Genomic DNA, 17546 nt, shown 5'->3' with positions numbered 1-17546 from the left:
TAGTATATAAATTTGTGTGGAGAGTATTATGAACAGAGAAGAACAGTTATTAGATTTATTACAAAGAGAGATTGTTCCTGCTCAAGGATGTACTGAACCAATAGCTCTAGCTTATGCAGCTGCAAAAATAGCTCAAATCTTAGGGGATATACCTGATAGAGTAGAAGTATATGCTTCTGGGAATATTATTAAAAATGTAAAAAGTGTTACAGTCCCAGGTAGTGGAGGTATGGTTGGTATAGAGGCTTCTGTAGCAATGGGTCTTGTTGCTGGGGATGCTGATAAAGAGCTTATGGTAATCGCAGATGTAACAAATTCAGATCTAGAAAATGTAAAAAAATACTTATCTAAGAAATCTATAAATATACATCTATCAGATAAAAATATTAAACTTTATATTTGTATAGAAGGGTATCTTGGAAAAAATAAGGCTATTGTTGAAATTAAATATGCACATAATAATATAACGTTAATCCAAAAGAATGAAAAAATCTTATATAAAGTTGATGATACTTCTAATAAAAAAAATCTAGTAGATGAGCTTATCAAGACATTTTCAATTAAAGAGTTATACGAAATATCCTCTAAGCTAGATGTTAGTAAAATCAAATCCTTATTTGATCTTGTTGTTAAGGATAATACAAAAATTTCTCAAGAAGGTTTAAATCATAGTTATGGGGCTGAAACAGGTAAGAATATTAAGTCTGCTATCGCTATGGGTCTTTATGGTGATGATGTGCGTAATAATGCTGCAGCTGCAGCATCTGCTGGTAGTGATGCGCGTATGGGAGGCTCAGCATTGCCTGTGATGACTGTTGCTGGTAGTGGGAATATTGGTATAACTATATCTATGGCATTAATAAAGTTTGCTGAGTTTAATAATAAAAGCCAAGAGCAACTATATAAAGCAATGTTTCTAGCTGTTTTAGTAACTGTTTATATAAAGTCACGTATAGGTAGATTATCAGCATTATGTGGTCCAACTTGTGCTTCAGCAGGAGTTGCTGCAGGGATAGCATTGATGTTAGATCAACCTTTAGAAAAAGTAAATAATGCTATAATTAATGCTTTAGCAAGTATTATTGGAATTATGTGTGATGGAGCAAATTCATCTTGTTCTATGAAGATTGCAAATTCAATATACACAGCTTATGATGCTGTTAATGCAGCAGTGTTGGGAAATAGTGTAACAGCATATGATGGAATAGTTGGTAAAGATGTTGAGGAAACTATTGAGAATATAGTTTATATAGCAACAGATGAGGGTATGCAAAAGACAGATATTGATATATTAAAAATAATGACGAGAGAAAAATAAAATATCTTAATCTATCTCTGCTCTGTCACCATAATTTTCTAACCAATCACGGCGGTCTTTAGATCTTTTTTTGGCTAGAAGTTTATCTAATATTTCAGTATCGTCATAAACATCAGATATAGTTAATTGTAATAGTCTTCTAGATGAAACATCCATTGCTGATTCACGTAGCTGTATAGGATTCATCTCGCCAAGACCTTTAAAGCGCATAATGTTAACTTTACCAGTTAACTTAGAGTTTTCTGCTAGAATGGTTTCTTTTTCAGCTTCATCTAATGCATAAAAGGTATTTTTGCCAATATCAATCCTAAATAAAGGTGGTTGAGCTATATAGATATGGCCATTCTCAATAAGTTTTCTGAAATGCTTTAGAAACATTGCACATAATAAAGTAGCAATATGTAAACCATCAGAATCAGCATCAGCAAGAATACAAATTTTGTTATATCTAAGTCCGGATATATCATCACTGTCAGGATCAACGCCTATTGCTGTTGCTATGTTGTGGACTTCTTGGGAGTTCATGATTGTATCAGCATCAAGCTCCCAGCTATTTAAGATCTTACCTTTAAGAGGCATTACAGCTTGGAAATTTTTGTCACGAGCTTGTTTTGCTGAGCCTCCTGCAGAATCTCCCTCTACAATAAATAGCTCTGTTGAATTTATATCTGAGCTAATACAATCTGTGAGTTTACCAGGTAAGCGAATAGATGTGTTCATTATACGTTTACGAGCAGTTTTTTTATCTGCATTGATACGTTTTTGAGCAATTCTATTAATATTTTCTATTATTTGTCGAGCTTCTTCAGCATTTTGGTTAAGCCATATAGTTAATAGGTCTTTTATTGTTGTAGCAACAAAAGCTGTGACATCTTTGTTTGAGAGTTTTTCTTTAGTTTGTCCAGCAAATTGAGGGTTTGTTATTTTTATTGAGATAACATAGTTTAACTGAGCAAAAGAGTCATTTGCTGTAATCTTTACATTTTTAACACTTAGAGAGTTTTTTTCTATATATGTTTTAATAGCATCGTAAATTCCATTTTTAAGACCCGTTACATGAGTACCATCTTGAGGTGTTGGAATTAAATTAACATAACTGTTTTTTATTGCTTCAGCAGGTGTTTCACACCAACAAAACACAGCATCTAAGAAAGATTCTCCATTTGAGAAGTTATCTATCATAAATGGCTTATTAGGAAGAATTTCAGATTCTAACTTATGTTCTAAGTAACCTTTAAGCCCATCTTCAAAATGCCATACTAACTTTTCTTTTTTAACTTCGTTTGAGTATTTGATTGTGAGAGCTTTACAAAGTATGGCCTTTGCCTCTAGTAAGTTCTTTAGAGTTTTAAGATTTACTTTTATATCATCAAAATACTTTTTATTCGGCCAGAATCTAATTTTCGTACCAGTATTTTTTTTACCAACTGTATCTATAATTTCTAAATCTTTAGTTTTAAAACCATCTTCAAAGACTATATTATAAATTTGTCCATCTCTTTTAATTTCGGCTTCAAGCCTACTTGATAGTGCATTAACAACAGAAACACCAACACCATGAAGACCACCGGAATGAGTGTAGTTTTTGTTACTAAATTTGCCACCAGAGTGAAGCTTAGTCATGATAAGTTCAATTCCTGACATTTTATGTTCTGGGTGTATATCTACAGGCATACCACGGCCATTATCTGAGATCTCTATACTATTGTCTTGATAAAGTGTGATATCTATTTTATTAGCAAATCCTGCAAGGACTTCGTCAACACTATTATCTACAATTTCTTGTATAAGATGGTTTGGATTTTCTGTATTAGTGTACATCCCAGGTCTTTTTTTGACAGGATCTAGACCAGTTAGCACTTCAATTGATTTAGCATTATAATTTTGCATTTATATATTGATTAGATCGATAAATTTATATTTATTAAGAGAAATTTTATCACATAATTTACTTAATTCGTAAGCTTAGCAAAGGTTAATAGCTATTTCTTTAAGAAGTAACAACTATAAGGTAAAAATACTATCAATCCTATTAATGGTAATAATATAAAGGCAAGAGATAATGTAAATTCACTTCCTAGGCTAATTTGACTCATAATGGCTGTTGTAATTGATGCGATTCCCATTTGCATAAACCCCATTATTGAGGAAGCTGCGCCTGCTGTTGTAGAGAAATTTTCTAATGCTATTGGAGTTAGTAAAGGAACACTAAAAGATACTCCTACAAAGGTTAAAGATAGTATAGCTGTTAACGCTAAAGATAACTCTAAGCCTGTAAATTTTTTGAATGCATAAATTAGTAATATCCCTGATATTAAAGTACAAGTCATACCAAAGTTAATAAGATGTTTATAGGCTATTATGCGACTAAGTTTTGAGCATACTATAGAGCCTGAAACAACAGCAATAACCATTAGAGTAAGTAAATATAAAAAGTTGGATTTCTCAAGCTTTAAGATATTTACAAATATATCAGGTGCCGTAACAAGACAAGCATATATTATACTAATATTTAGGCCTAATACAAAAGTAGCAAAGAAGAACTGATGATCTTTAAATAGTGAAAAATAGTTTCTAAATAGAGACTTTATTGTTAGTGCCTCAAAGTTCTTTTCTCTAATAGTTTCAGGGAAAAAGAGAGCTACCTTTATAAATAATAAACTTGCTGCAATTAATAATACCCAGAATATTAGTGATGGACTTAAAAATACTCCAAGTATAGCGCCAAAAGCAGGTGCTAATGCAAAAGCTATATTCATAATGGCAAAAACTGCACCTTGTTCACTAATTTTGAAAGCATCTTTAACAGCAACTGTTGCAATAACTCCTCCTGCAGCAGCACCAAAACCTTGTAACAGACGAGCGTATATTAGAGTATCAATATGACTACTAAAAATACAAATAATCGAACTAATTATAAAGAAACTTGATCCAAGTAACATTATTGGTTTACGACCAAATCTATCAGAAAAAGGACCATACAATATTTGACTGATAGAATATCCTAGTAAGTATGAAGTTATTGTAAGTTGAACATGAGGATAGTCTGTACTGAGAATTTTCTTTAGCTCAGGTAGTGCTGGTGCGTAGATAGTATCACCAAATGGTCCTAACGAGACCATTAGGATTAAAATAAATATTGATGGTCTTATGCCTTTATACATCAGTAGGTTTACCTTTACTAAAGTCTCCTATTATTACATTGACTTTTAAGCCTTTTGAGTCTTCTTCTTTAGCTTTTTTAATAGCTTCTGCTATGGCTGCTGGTTTGATCGATGCTTTAATATGATCCACATTGGCACCTTTATCGACTTCGTAGTCTCCTAAAATACTTTCATATATAACTTTATCACTATATGCATCAACTAAGTAAGTTGTGCCATCTTCATCTTCAACAAGAATACCATCTTTAGTTGGCACTAGTTGGGCTGAGATCCCTGTGCTTGGAAATAGTGTTGGTGTTGGCGTAAGCTTGTATCTACCAAGATATTCTCCATTTAAGGAACTAAAGAAGTGTAGATATCCTTGGTAGTCAGCAACAACAATTAAGCCTTTATAATATACTGGGCCAGTTATTTTACGCCACTTTAATGTATCTTGAGTCCAAACTGTTTCACCGTTTTCTATATTATATGCTTTTAGTTCACTATCTGCTTGAGTTGTGAATATGACATTGTTGTCTATAGCCATATTGGTAATTATAGAAGCTTTCTTAGCCCATAACATTTTTCCTGAGTCTTTATCTAGAGCAACTATAGCACTTTGGAATGCTGCAAATATTAAGTAACGATGGTACAACATTGGATTTGCAGTTATATCAACCATTTTATCTGCAGGAGATGATCCGTGAGCAATGGCAATTGGGATGTTAATGGTTTTATCTCCACTTTTAACAGTAAAACCAAGAACTGTACCAAAAGAAGAGCCAATCATCACTGTATCATTTAGTACAATAGGGGAAGAGTTACCAGGTAGAATCAATTCTGGGATATTGTTTGAGGCACTCCATTCTTTTGAGCCATCTCTAGCATCAAAAGCTGAAACTGAACCATCGTGAGTATGGGTATAAATATAATTGCTATAAATGGTTGGTTGAGCAAATAAGCTACTAGGAGCTTCGCTAAGCCATAAGGTTTTTCCAGTTTTATCATCTAATGCAGTTAACTTCCCTTTGATTGAACCAAAGATTATAGCATTTGCAATAGTATTAGGCTGAGCAGATAAGCTCGTATGGGTATTTTTTTTCCATATTACTTTACCATTTTTCATTGATAAGGCATATACCATACCATTCTCATTAGGAACAAATACCATGTCATTTGAATATGTAGGAGCTAAATTATAATTACCTAGTCCATTATCACCATTCCCAGTGCTTCTTTTCCATTTTACCTTTATATGAACATCTGTAGGAGGTTTCTCATTAAGGGGCGTAGGAGGGGGTACGTTACTTTTAGAACAACTAGTTATTAGAGATGATAATAATAGAGGTATTGTAAGAAAATAAGATTTTTTCATTGTTTCTAATTTAGTAGTTATTTATAAGTTGTGTAATTACTTCTTTAAATTCAGCAGAGCTATCTGGATCTTGTAAGGCCTTATGCCAAGCATCTAGGGCTTTAGCTTTATCATTTTTTTGATGATATGCTTGACCTAAAAGCATTAGAGGGTAAGCTTTATTACCTAATGATCCTAAGCTTTGTAGTGTTTTTATTGCTTGATCAGGTTGTTTAGATGCAATATAAAGTCTAGCAAGTCTAGTTTTAGTAACGTTAGTTAAGCTATCATCAGAATTATCTTTGATACTTTGTTGTAGTACTTTTATAGCTTTTGGTAGATTTGTAATATTCATGTTGAAATTATTAGTATCTAACTTTGTCGGAGTTATATATAAATCAGCTAATTGCCAACTAGCAAATATACCAAAACTAGTTTTTGGATATTGGTCTACAACTGTGGTGAATTTAGATATCTTTGTATTTAGTGATGTATCTGAGTTCTCACTAGCAATTAAAGCTTTTTGATAAGCATCAGATGCTTCTAAAATTTTTTTATGATTATTTGAATTATAGAATTGGAATATTATAGTACATATAATTGCTACAATAATTATGCCAACTATCGTATATAACGCTTGGTTTTGTTTTTTTGTTAAGCCTTTAATAGTCATATTTGTGATTTATTTTTTCAATAAATTTTACAACATCTTAACATAAAAGTAATAAACGTTCTAAGTTTATTAATCATATTAGAATGTAATGTCTAATACTTTTATGTTAAAATACACTTTTGTTTTTCTAAGTTAATTATTGTAATACATTTTTATTTTAATATGGCATTAATATCTCTAGCAATTGATTATAAAAAGTCTCCAATAGAAGTTCGTAGCGAATTTGCACTATCTGGTTTAGATGTGTCTATGTTATATAGATCAATACTTGCTATAGATAATGTCGTTCATGCAGTTATTCTATCAACCTGTAATCGTACAGAAATATATCTAGAAATATCTGATTTAAGGGTTGTTGATGATGTTCTAGTATGGTGGCAAGGATATGTTAGAAATCCTGAGTATAAGATAAAAGATTATTTTAAACTACGACAAGGCACTGAGGTGATAATGCATCTAATGAAACTTGCTTGTGGTTTAGAGTCAATGGTTTTAGGTGAACCACAAATACTAGGTCAGGTTAAAGATTCATATACGCTAAGTAAAAAAAGTCATGCTTTAGGTAAGGAACTTGATAGAGTTTTTCAGAGAGTTTTTGCTACAGCAAAGAAAGTTCGTAGTGAAACAAGGATAGGGCATTGTCCTGTTTCAGTTGCTTTTTCTGCAATTACTCTTGCTAAAAAACAGTTAGATAATATTTCAACAAAAAATGTGCTTATAATCGGTGCAGGACAAACAGGAGAACTTCTGTTTAGACATGTTACAGCTCTTGCACCTAAACAGATTATGTTAGCAAATAGGACTATTGAAAAAGCAGAAAAGATTACTTCTAGTTTTAGAAATGCAAGCTCACATCGACTAACAGAATTAGATGCTCTTGTGAAAAAAGCAGATATTATAATTACAGCTATAAATGCAAAAGATTATATAGTAGCTGTAGGTGATGTTGATACCAAACCAAGAGTTTTTATTGATATCTCAATACCTCAAGCATTAGATCCAAAGCTAGGTGAAATAGGACAAAATGTTTATTATTGTGTTGATGATATTAATGCAGTAATTTCTGATAATAAAGATAAAAGAAAGCATGAAAGCTCTAGAGCTCAGAAAATTATTGTTAAGTCATTAGAAGAGTATTTAGAGAAAGAAAAGGCTATTATCTCAAATAGTGCAATTAAAGAGCTTTTTGATAAAGCTGATGGGCTTGTTGATTTATCATTAGAGAAAAGTTTATCTAAAATTAGAAATGGCAAAGATGCTGAAGAAATTATGAAAAGATTTGCCTATGAAATTAAGAAAAAAGTTTTACACTATCCTGTGATAGGTATGAAAGAAGCTTCTAAACAAGGTAGAAATGATTGCCTTGTATGTATGAAACGAATGTTTGGTTTAAATGTGGAAAAATAAATGAAAGATTCTATTAAAGCAAAATTACAAAGTCTAATTGAGAGACATGAAGAGGTCGGTGCTTTACTAAGTGATGCTGGAGTTATTTCAGATCAAAATAAGTTTAGAGACTTATCAAGAGAGTACTCTCATCTTGAGCCTATAGTAAAAGCATTTAAAGATTATTCTCAAGCTCTAGAGGACAAAAAGACTGCTCAAGAAATGCTTAATGAAAAAGATGCTGAACTTGTTGAAATGGCTAAAGAAGAGCTTAAGTCAGCAAATGAGGCTATAGAAAATCTAGAGGCTGAATTACAAGTACTTCTTTTACCTAGAGATCCTAATGATGATGCTAATGTGTTCTTAGAAATAAGAGCTGGTACAGGAGGAGATGAAGCATCTATATTCTCAGGTAACTTATTTAAAATGTATTCTAAATACGCAGAGCAAAGAGGCTGGAAAGTAGAGGTGATTTCAGCTAGTGAAGGTGAGCATGGCGGATATAAAGAAATTATTTCAAAGATTAACGGAGATGGAGCATATTCACAGTTAAAATTTGAATCAGGCGCGCATAGGGTACAACGTGTGCCAGCAACAGAATCTCAAGGTAGAGTACATACATCAGCATGTACAGTAGCTGTTATGCCTGAAGTGGATGAGGTAGAAGGAATTGATATAAATCCAGCAGATCTAAAAGTTGATACTTTCAGAGCATCTGGAGCTGGTGGTCAGCACGTTAACAAAACAGATTCAGCAATTAGGATAACTCATATTCCTACAGGTGTTGTTGTAGAGTGCCAAGATCAAAGGTCTCAACATAAGAACCGTGCAGCAGCGATGTCAATGCTAAAATCAAAATTGCTTCAAGCGGAAATCGATAAGCAACAGAAAGAGCAGTCAGATACACGAAGAAGCTTAGTTGGAAGTGGAGATAGATCTGAAAGGATTAGAACTTATAATTATCCTCAGGGAAGAGTTACAGATCATCGTATTAACTTAACTCTTTATAAACTTGATGAAGTTATGGAGGGAAGTTTAGATAGTATTATTCAACCTTTAGTATTAGAGTATCAAGCCGATCTTTTAGCAACAATGTCTGATGAGTAAGTATACAGTTTCATCTTTTATTTTTTCAGTAGTTGAGAATTATAAGCATAAGCAAGTAAATCAGCAATCTATAGAAAGCTATTCTAAATCTGCTTTAGAAATTGGTGATTTATTTATATTTAAAAATGATATCCAAACAATTCTTTGTGATGTTTTAAATGTTGATAAAACTTATCTGTACCTAAATTCTGACAAAATTATAGAAGATAGTTTTATCCAAGAGATAAATACTAAAGTAAATCGTCTTTTAGAAGGAGAGCCTCTGGCTTACATTTTGGGATATAAATATTTTTGGGATCAAAAACTCTTTGTAACTCAAGATACACTTATTCCCCGTGCAGATACTGAAGTTTTAGTTGAAGCAGTATTAAATGATATATCAAATAGGAATACTAGGTTAAAGATACTCGATCTTGGAACTGGTACTGGAGCAATAGCTTTAGCTTTAGCATCTGAATTACCAAACAGTCATGTTATAGCGGTAGATTTTTCAAATAAAGCATTAGATATAGCTAAGAAAAATGCTAAAGAAAATAAAATATCAAATGTTGAGTTTATACAAAGCAATTGGTATCAAAATCTAGATAATATGAGATTTGATATTATTGTTTCTAATCCGCCATATATAGATTTCTGTGATGAGGATATAGCTCAAGAGGTAAAAAAACATGAGCCGCAGAGTGCGTTATTTGCTGAAGATAATGGCTTGGCAGATATTAAAATTATTATTTCTCAAACGTGCTTATATTTAAATAAGGGTGGGAGTGTATATATAGAGCATGGATTTACTCAATCTAAGTCTGTTCAGGATATGCTAGTTAAACATAAGTTAAGCGATATTAAAGCTATTAAAGATTTAAATAATAAAGATAGATGTACATATGCTAAATGTAACAAAAAATCTTAATTTATTTTCATCATTTTTATGTATATCTTTTTTGTAGGAGGGCTTATTAAGATTTAATAAGTTTTATCAAAATTTAATATTTAGAATATATCTTATTCGGAGTAGTTTATAGCGACTATTAATTTTGAAACCAAAATAACTTAATTTGAAAAGCCCATATGTATTTTTATGTTAGAATTAATAAGTGCAAATAGTTAAAATAGTTACGTGTAAGGTTAATTATAGATTTATATGAAAAATAGCAAAAACAAAGGATTTACAATATTAGAAGTATTGATATCTTCTGCTTTAGCTATGTTTTTGTTTTTCACTATTTTCTATGCTATAGGTAATATAATTTCTAAAGCTATTTTAATAGAGAAGAGAGTTGAGTTGGCAGATGAGCTAGATAGTAGAATTAGTGATTTTATGTTGACAGGGAAATTTGATGATAGTTCAACTACAAATATGAGCTTTTCTAAAGCTATAGGTGCGGATAATATTCAAATATTTACTGCAGTAAATGAGAATTTTGACCTACAAATAATAAAGAGAGCATATGCTAAGAGTTCGGTTGCAGATATAATAAACCAACAATTAGGTGCTTACATGCAGAGGGCTAATGAAATATATATAAATGCAGGAGTTAGTGTGATTGATGATCCTTCAGTAATTGCAGATATAAATATAGCGAGACAAACATATTTGTCATCAAGTACGGAGAAGCATTCAAGTAGTACGGGGGTATCGTTAAATTTGGGTAATACTCAGCTTAATACAACACAACCTTTGGATAATCCTCCTTTTGATTTTTATGGGGCGTATGTACTTATTAGTCCTATGACTAATGCAGATATTACACCCTCTGGAATAATATGGCATTGTACGCCTTATGGTTTTACTAAAGAGCTTTTGCCTTCATGGTGTGTTGTATAATGGTTCAAAGAGATGTGAAGTTGCGGTTTAGAAAAGATAAAATTTCAGGATTTACTTTAATTAGTCTTTTAATTTCTACAGCTATTTCAATGATTGTTGTTGCCGCATTAATAACTTCTTATATTACAGTAAAAAATAAATACAACTTATATAAAAGTAAAACAGAGATTGAGACAAAAGAATTATTAGTTAAAAATATTGTCTATGATTTTGTCAAAGATGTTGGCTTTGCATGCAAGTTTGGTTATTTTAACCAAGATTATTATGATAGTACGTCAGATTCGTTAGATAACTTTTTTTATACAAGCTCTATGCTAAGGGTGGGATCTTTACCATTAACTGTATCTAATCATATTCCTGGGGCATTAGAATCAGACTGTTCTGGAGAGTGCTATCAGAAGGGTACTGATTATATTATGGTAAAAAAAGAAGATAGTCATACAGAGTTTAATACTATAAATGCTTTAGATACTACTCTAGGTGTTAAGTCAATAAATAATATCAGTACAGGGGACTATCTATTTTTATGTAATAGAAATGCTATAAATTTAGTAAGAGTCTCTAGTATAAATGAAGGTACAAATACAGTAGGTTTATCTAGAGCTCCTCAAAGTGCAGAATATTATCCTGGAGATTATATTGGCAAATATTCTTTAGAAATATTATATATAAGAGATACTGGTCAAAAAGATGATAATGGTCAGAGTATTTACTCATTATATGTATATATAAAAGATAGCGCTTCAACAGGCATGTCATATGAGTTAGTAAGAGGAGTTAGTGATTTACAAGTTGAATATGCTACAGTAAATGGAGGTAATACTACATGGAATAGTATTACCTCAGATACAGCTATAGATACTTCAGCATATCCAACGCTAAGAGTTTCATTTAATGTTGATGGTAAGAGTTTTAGTAAGATAATTAACTTGTAAGGTTTTATATGAGAGTTAAAAATATAAAAGGATCTTCGTTATTAGCTGTACTAATATTTGCTTTTGTCGTAATGGTAGTGATATCTGCTTTAGCATATAATTTTAATATAAACTCTCTTTCAGTAAGAACTCAAATAGATCAAACAGAAAACATAAATGTTCATGAAGGGTATTTTAGTAATGTTATAGGTTCAGCAGACCTATCAAAAGATTCAGAAGAAACGATTGGACAGTTTAAGTTTATTACCACTCTTGATAGTATTACCCCTGGCTTTGATTTTATGAATGCTAATGTAACACTATATAATTCAACGCCATATTTAATTAGTTATAGGTTAAGACATCAGTTTTTAGATAATAATATAAATAGATATTCTCGCGACTTTATTTTTAATATTTTACCAAATATTACGATGAGCCAATATGAAGAAACTATAATTCCACTAAATCTGCCGTATATTAATATCGATGCTATGAGTGATTCTTTGAAGGATTATAAACTTGGCTTGCAAGATAATAAAATAGCTATATATGGGGGCTATATTGGTTATATAAAAAAACCTCTATTTAATAGTGGTTCTGGTTCAAGTGAGGGAGATGAGTGTGATGCGGCTGGAACCTCAATAAATGGTAGTTGTGAAACATCTAAGCATGAACATAAAACTCTGATATGCCATGTAAATGAAGGAAATGGCAATGGAGGAAGTAAAGTTATAGATATTTCAAAAAATGGTTGGGCGGGGCATGCTGGACATGATGGAGACTATAGAGGGACTTGTCATGATAATCCAAGCGAGAAGTTAGTTATTAATGCTTATGGAAATAGCTTAAATATTGGTTTTCCTAAGAATATTTCTTTAGATGATTATAGAATTAGTGTTGGTTGGGGTCTTATAGGAGGGGAGTGGAATTTCTACTTGGCTATATATGATTATGATAGGGTGTATACTTCTACAACAACATTATCGAATCTTAGGGAAAATGCTTCAGCAGCTGAACTAGGACTTTCTAATTGGCAAGAGGTCGGAGGGTTGAGTGTAGGAGATGGAGATATATTATCTGTGAGATGGTATTATGATAATGCGAAAGATGTACCTAAACCTTTAATCTTAGAAGAGTTTCCTAGTGTTGTTAACAATAGTTATAGTGGTGACTATAAGATAAGCCTTTATAAAACTATTAGTTCTAATAATGTTTATACAGCAAGTGAAGCAGATACATATACTATTGGTAATCAAATTGTTGATAAATCTAAAATCCATATATCTATACCTGATGCTTTATTTACGCTAAGTCCAGGAACCCCTCTGATTTTTGAGCAAAAGAATGTTCTAGATTTCAATTTAGAAGGGAACTATCTTTTGGGTGATGGTACTGATTCAACAAAAGCTACCCTAACTGCAGAGGTCTCGGATGATCCTATTCTTGTGAAGAAGAATACAACACAGTTTTATATAATATATTTTAATGCGGATACAGTTTACATATATCTTTATAGTCGAGGAGTATCTGCACCAACACTAATTTCAAAAGATAGTTTTTCAGGAGAAGTTATACAAAAACTTATTGTGAAATTCGGTGCACTATTTATTGTTACAGATAAGAAAATATACGTTGAAGATATTTCATCAAGGTCATTGATAAGTTCAGTATCTATCTATTCTGGATCAAAATTTCAGATAAGTCGTGATGGAGATGGAAAAATTTATGCTATGAGTAATGGTCTACAGTGTAATATTGATAATAATTGTAATAATGCTTCAAGAATATATTTAGACACAGGTTGCTCCGCATATCCTAATGGTTGTGAAGCTATGGCTAAATTGAATAGTGTTGTACCTCACCTTAATGTAGTATACAAAAGCTTTGAGCATTAAAAGTTCAAAAAAAAACCAATATTAGTTATACTGATAATCTATAATATACAAATATGTAAAATTAGGCTGTTTATCTTATGATTTTTTATAATTCTCTATCTGGAAAAAAAGAAGAGTTTAAGCCTATTGAGGCAAATAAAATTAGAATGTATGTTTGTGGCATCACAGTGTATGATGATTGTCATATTGGACATGCTCGCACTAATATAGCATTTGATGTCATTAATAGATATTTTAAGTATCGTGGATTTGATGTTACTTTCGTTCGAAACATCACAGATATTGATGATAAGATCATCAAAAGAGCAAATGAAAATGGAGAATTTATTAGTCAATTAGTGGAAAGAACTATTAAATCTATGCATGATGCATTTGATCAACTAAATATCTTAAGACCAAGCAAAGAGCCTAGGGCTACAGAAACTATTCCTGAGATGATAGCTATGATTGCGGAGTTAGTGCAAAAAGGGTATGCATATCAGGGAGCTAATGGAGATGTGTTTTATCGTGTAACTAAGTTCGCCGATTATGGTAAGCTAAGTAAACAAAATCTTGAAGCATTACAGCAAGGCTCAAGAGTTGATGTGGTTGATGAAAAAGAAAATCCTATGGATTTTGTACTTTGGAAAATGGCAAAAGAAGGTGAGCCTGCGTGGGACTCACCATGGGGTGCAGGTCGTCCTGGTTGGCATATTGAATGTTCTGCGATGTCCAAGAAATTGTTAGGTGATACCTTTGATATCCATGCTGGTGGTTCTGATCTGAGATTTCCGCATCATGAGAATGAAATAGCACAATCAGAAGCTTGTAATGGTTGTACATTTGCTAATTATTGGCTTCATTCGGGAATGGTAAAAGTTAATGCTGAGAAAATGTCTAAATCTTTGAATAATTTCTTTACAATAGTTGATGTACTAAAAGAATATCATCCTGAAGTTGTTAGATATTTCTTAGCTTCGACTTCTTATAGAAGTGAGATTAATTACTCGAAAGAAAATCTTGATAATGCAAGAGCATCAGTTGAAAGATTGTTCAATGCTCTAAGAGATATTGAACCTCTAGAGATAAACCTTCCTGATGATGCTAGCAAGTATGAAGAGAAATTTATTAAGGCTATGGATAATGACTTTAATACTCCAGAGGCTTTAGCTGTATTGTTTAGTCTAGCAAAAGAAATAAATACTCTAAAAACTACTAATAAGTACAAGGCTAGTGGTTACGCATATCTTTTACGTAAATTATGTGATGTGTTAGGTGTTTTATTTACAGATGTCGAAGAGTACTTTAAGCAAGATGATGGTGTTGATGCTGCTGAAATTGAAGAACTAATTGCAGAGAGAGCTCAAGCTAAGAAAGATAAAAATTATGCTAGAGCTGATGATATTAGGAATCAGCTTCAAGCGCAAGGAATAATACTAGAAGATAGTGCAACTGGTACTACATGGAAAAAAGGTTAATAAATGTATAGTCAAGAAAAACAACAAGATATTATAAATAATTTACATACTATAAGAGACTATATCCGTTGGTCTATTTCAGAGATGTCTGTTAATCAAGCATATTTTGGCCATGGTTCTGATTCTATCTGGGATGAGGCAGTACATTTAGTGCTTTCTGCAATCAATATGTCTCATGATATAGATGGTAATATGGTTGCATCAAGACTCCTTTTAGAGGAAAAGAAAATAATAATAGAATATGTTTATCAAAGAGCATACGAGCGTAAACCATTACCATATATCCTAAGAAAAGCATGGTTTGCTGGTATGGAGTTTGATATTGATGAAAGAGTAATTATACCTAGATCTCCAATTGCTGAGCTTATACGTAATGATTTCTCTCCATGGGTTAATGATGTTTATGATGTAAAAAATGTTTTAGATCTATGTACGGGTAGTGGTTGTATAGGTATCGCATCAGCAACTGTTTTTGAAGATGCTGATATAACTTTAGTAGATATTTCTGATGATGCCTTAGCAATAGCAAATCATAATATAAAAAAGCACCAGCTTACAGATAGAGTAACAGCTGTAAAATCAGATCTATTTGATAATTTAAAAGGGCAAAAATTTGATGTTATAGTTTCAAATCCTCCTTATGTAGATAAAGAAGATTTAGATAGTATGCCTAAAGAGTATCATTATGAGCCAAAACTAGCTCTTGAAGCTGGAGATGATGGCTTAGACCTTGCCAAAAGAATCATTCTAGAAGCAGATCAATATATGACAGAAAAAGGGGTATTAATCGTAGAGGTCGGTAATAGTCAATATGCTTTGATGGAAATGTGTCCAGATATACCTTTTACATGGTTAAGCTTTAGTGAAGGTGGAGATGGAGTATTCTTACTAACTTATGAAGAGTTGGTTAAGTATAAAGATTTATTTAAACAATATTTCAGTAGTCAAGATCAGTTAATAAAAGCTTTGTAATCTGATAATAACTCTATAGGTTTTATAACATGGCCAAAGGTCAAGTAAAGAAAATATCTTCAGAAAGGACAGTGATTTTAATTATCTGTCTTTTAGGGGTTATGTCACAGTTTGCTACAGATAGTTTTACACCATCTTTACCTCATATTATGAGTTATTTTGGTGCAGCAGCTAAGGATGTTAAGCTTACCGTTGGAATATATTTCTTAGGTATGACTTGCTCAGTATTTGGTTTTGGTTATCTTTCTGATAAGTATGGTCGTAAACAAGCTCTTTTGTTGGGCTATATTGTTTTTTGTTTGGCTAGTATTCTAAGTATGTTAGCACAAAGTGAAGATCAGCTATTATTCTTTCGTTTCCTACAAGGTATAGGTATGGGGAGCTCTTTTATTTCATTTAGGGCTATTATGAAAGATGTATTTAAAGATAATCATTCTTTGGCTAAGGCTAGTCTCGTGATTTCTAGTATTGTATCTTTGACACCTCCTTTAGCACCGATAACAGGTGGAATTATACAGGAGTGTATAGGATGGCGTGGTAATTTTGCATTACATTCATTAATGGCTATTATTGTAATGATTTTAATTTTAAGATACTTACATTTGGAGAGCATACCAAAAAGTACTAGTAAGCTTTTAGAGTCATATAAAAAAATACTTTCAAATTGTGGTTTCGTTTTAAATGCTATCTGTAGTGGCCTAGCTTTATCAACAATATTTGTATTTGCAACACTTTCTCCATTTCTTTTTCAAGTCCGTTTAAATTTTACTGCATTTGAGTATTCACTTTTATCTACGGCAGCTATTGTTCCTGCTGCAATGTTTTTAATTCTTTTTAAGAATAAAGTAGGTAAATTGGATATGAATGTAGTTAGCTTATGTAGTGCGTTATTTTCTGTATTTTGTGGTGTAATATTAGCCATTTCATATTTTTTTGTTGGAATAAATACTATTGTAATTACTGCATTATGTGCATTAGCTTTTTGTGGAAACACTTTTCAATTTACGGCAACTTATATATGCGCATATAAAAATGTTCATACAGATATTGGTGTTGCTTCTGCAATGTTTGGTTTTCTACAGATCGCTACTGCAACAGTAGTATCATCTGCAGTTTCATATGTAAATTTAGATAATCAGATTATCTTTGGAATATTGATGGCAATACCACCATTGTTGATAGTATTATTAAAAGTAATAGATATTAAGAAATATCAATAAAACTACTATTAATAATAAATAATTTCCCTATGATTAAGTTAAAAAAGTTTACAGATAATGATATTCCTAAACTTATATCTCAATTAGAAAGTAAAGATATTCGTTTTTTATATCAATTTGGTGGTATTAACTATAAGTTTCCTCTTGATTTCTATCAAATAAAACAAACTATGGATGATAAGTTTAATCTACTTTTTAATGTTATAAAGACTGTTGAATAAATCTTTCAATTTCTATGAATAGGAATATTTTTGCTATTTTTAGTAAAAACTTAGCCTTAAA

Annotated in this window: 15 protein-coding genes; 11 read left to right on the top strand and 4 right to left on the bottom strand. The window is 31.7% G+C overall.

Annotated elements, in window-relative coordinates:
* Positions 1 to 28 precede the first annotated feature (28 nt).
* Positions 29 to 1318 (top strand): L-cysteine desulfidase family protein, encoded by a 1290-nt coding sequence (locus R8535_RS02440; RefSeq protein WP_329496215.1) that lies wholly within the window; start codon positions 29 to 31, stop codon positions 1316 to 1318.
* A 6-nt stretch (positions 1319 to 1324) separates the two neighbouring features.
* On the opposite strand, the gene parE is transcribed toward R8535_RS02440, so the two are convergent.
* From parE to R8535_RS02420, 4 genes are all read right to left on the bottom strand, one after another.
* Positions 1325 to 3208 carry a DNA topoisomerase IV subunit B gene (gene parE, locus R8535_RS02435; protein WP_329496213.1) on the bottom strand — a complete coding sequence of 628 codons (1884 nt, stop codon included), beginning with the start codon at positions 3206 to 3208 and terminating at the stop codon, positions 1325 to 1327.
* A gap of 92 nt (positions 3209 to 3300) precedes the next feature.
* Entirely contained in the window at positions 3301 to 4482 is a 1182-nt protein-coding gene (locus R8535_RS02430; protein ID WP_329496211.1) for a multidrug effflux MFS transporter, read from the bottom strand.
* Complete coding sequence (gene bamB / locus R8535_RS02425; protein WP_329496209.1) at positions 4475 to 5836, bottom strand: outer membrane protein assembly factor BamB; 1362 nt, start codon at positions 5834 to 5836, stop codon at positions 4475 to 4477. The genes R8535_RS02430 and bamB overlap by 8 nt, the downstream gene beginning before the upstream one ends.
* Before the next feature lie 10 nt (positions 5837 to 5846).
* Complete coding sequence (locus tag R8535_RS02420; protein ID WP_329496320.1) at positions 5847 to 6482, bottom strand: YfgM family protein; 636 nt, start codon at positions 6480 to 6482, stop codon at positions 5847 to 5849.
* A 168-nt stretch (positions 6483 to 6650) separates the two neighbouring features.
* Here R8535_RS02420 and R8535_RS02415 point away from each other — a divergent pair, with 168 nt between their 5' ends.
* The 10 genes from R8535_RS02415 (at position 6651) to R8535_RS02370 (ending at position 17485) form a co-directional block, all read left to right on the top strand.
* Positions 6651 to 7895 (top strand): glutamyl-tRNA reductase, encoded by a 1245-nt coding sequence (locus tag R8535_RS02415; protein WP_329496207.1) that lies wholly within the window; start codon positions 6651 to 6653, stop codon positions 7893 to 7895.
* On the top strand, positions 7896 to 8981 hold the full coding sequence (gene prfA, locus R8535_RS02410; RefSeq protein WP_329496205.1) for a peptide chain release factor 1: 1086 nt from the start codon (positions 7896 to 7898) through the stop codon (positions 8979 to 8981).
* Positions 8974 to 9888 (top strand): peptide chain release factor N(5)-glutamine methyltransferase, encoded by a 915-nt coding sequence (gene prmC, locus R8535_RS02405; RefSeq protein ID WP_329496203.1) that lies wholly within the window; start codon positions 8974 to 8976, stop codon positions 9886 to 9888. Before prfA ends, prmC begins: the two co-directional genes overlap by 8 nt.
* Before the next feature lie 231 nt (positions 9889 to 10119).
* A complete protein-coding gene (locus tag R8535_RS02400; protein WP_329496201.1) occupies positions 10120 to 10803 on the top strand; it encodes a type II secretion system protein in 684 nt (227 codons plus the stop codon).
* A gap of 14 nt (positions 10804 to 10817) precedes the next feature.
* Positions 10818 to 11738 carry a PilW family protein gene (locus R8535_RS02395; protein ID WP_329496318.1) on the top strand — a complete coding sequence of 307 codons (921 nt, stop codon included), beginning with the start codon at positions 10818 to 10820 and terminating at the stop codon, positions 11736 to 11738.
* Between the two features lie 8 nt (positions 11739 to 11746).
* Entirely contained in the window at positions 11747 to 13615 is a 1869-nt protein-coding gene (locus R8535_RS02390; protein ID WP_329496199.1) for a hypothetical protein, read from the top strand.
* 77 nt (positions 13616 to 13692) lie between these two features.
* Positions 13693 to 15072 carry a cysteine--tRNA ligase gene (cysS, locus tag R8535_RS02385; RefSeq protein WP_329496197.1) on the top strand — a complete coding sequence of 460 codons (1380 nt, stop codon included), beginning with the start codon at positions 13693 to 13695 and terminating at the stop codon, positions 15070 to 15072.
* A gap of 3 nt (positions 15073 to 15075) precedes the next feature.
* On the top strand, positions 15076 to 16044 hold the full coding sequence (gene prmB / locus R8535_RS02380) for a 50S ribosomal protein L3 N(5)-glutamine methyltransferase (protein WP_329496195.1): 969 nt from the start codon (positions 15076 to 15078) through the stop codon (positions 16042 to 16044).
* 29 nt (positions 16045 to 16073) lie between these two features.
* Positions 16074 to 17264: an MFS transporter gene (locus R8535_RS02375; protein ID WP_329496193.1), complete on the top strand. Its 1191-nt coding sequence runs from the start codon at positions 16074 to 16076 to the stop codon at positions 17262 to 17264.
* Positions 17265 to 17293: 29 nt separating this feature from the next.
* Positions 17294 to 17485 carry a hypothetical protein gene (locus R8535_RS02370; protein ID WP_329496191.1) on the top strand — a complete coding sequence of 64 codons (192 nt, stop codon included), beginning with the start codon at positions 17294 to 17296 and terminating at the stop codon, positions 17483 to 17485.
* The last annotated feature ends 61 nt before the right edge of the window (positions 17486 to 17546 follow it).

This window comes from Francisella sp. 19S2-4, assembly GCF_036281795.1.
Taxonomy (GTDB): domain Bacteria; phylum Pseudomonadota; class Gammaproteobacteria; order Francisellales; family Francisellaceae; genus Francisella.
Note: the sequence above shows the minus strand (reverse complement) of the source record. Positions and strands in the feature narration are given on the sequence as shown.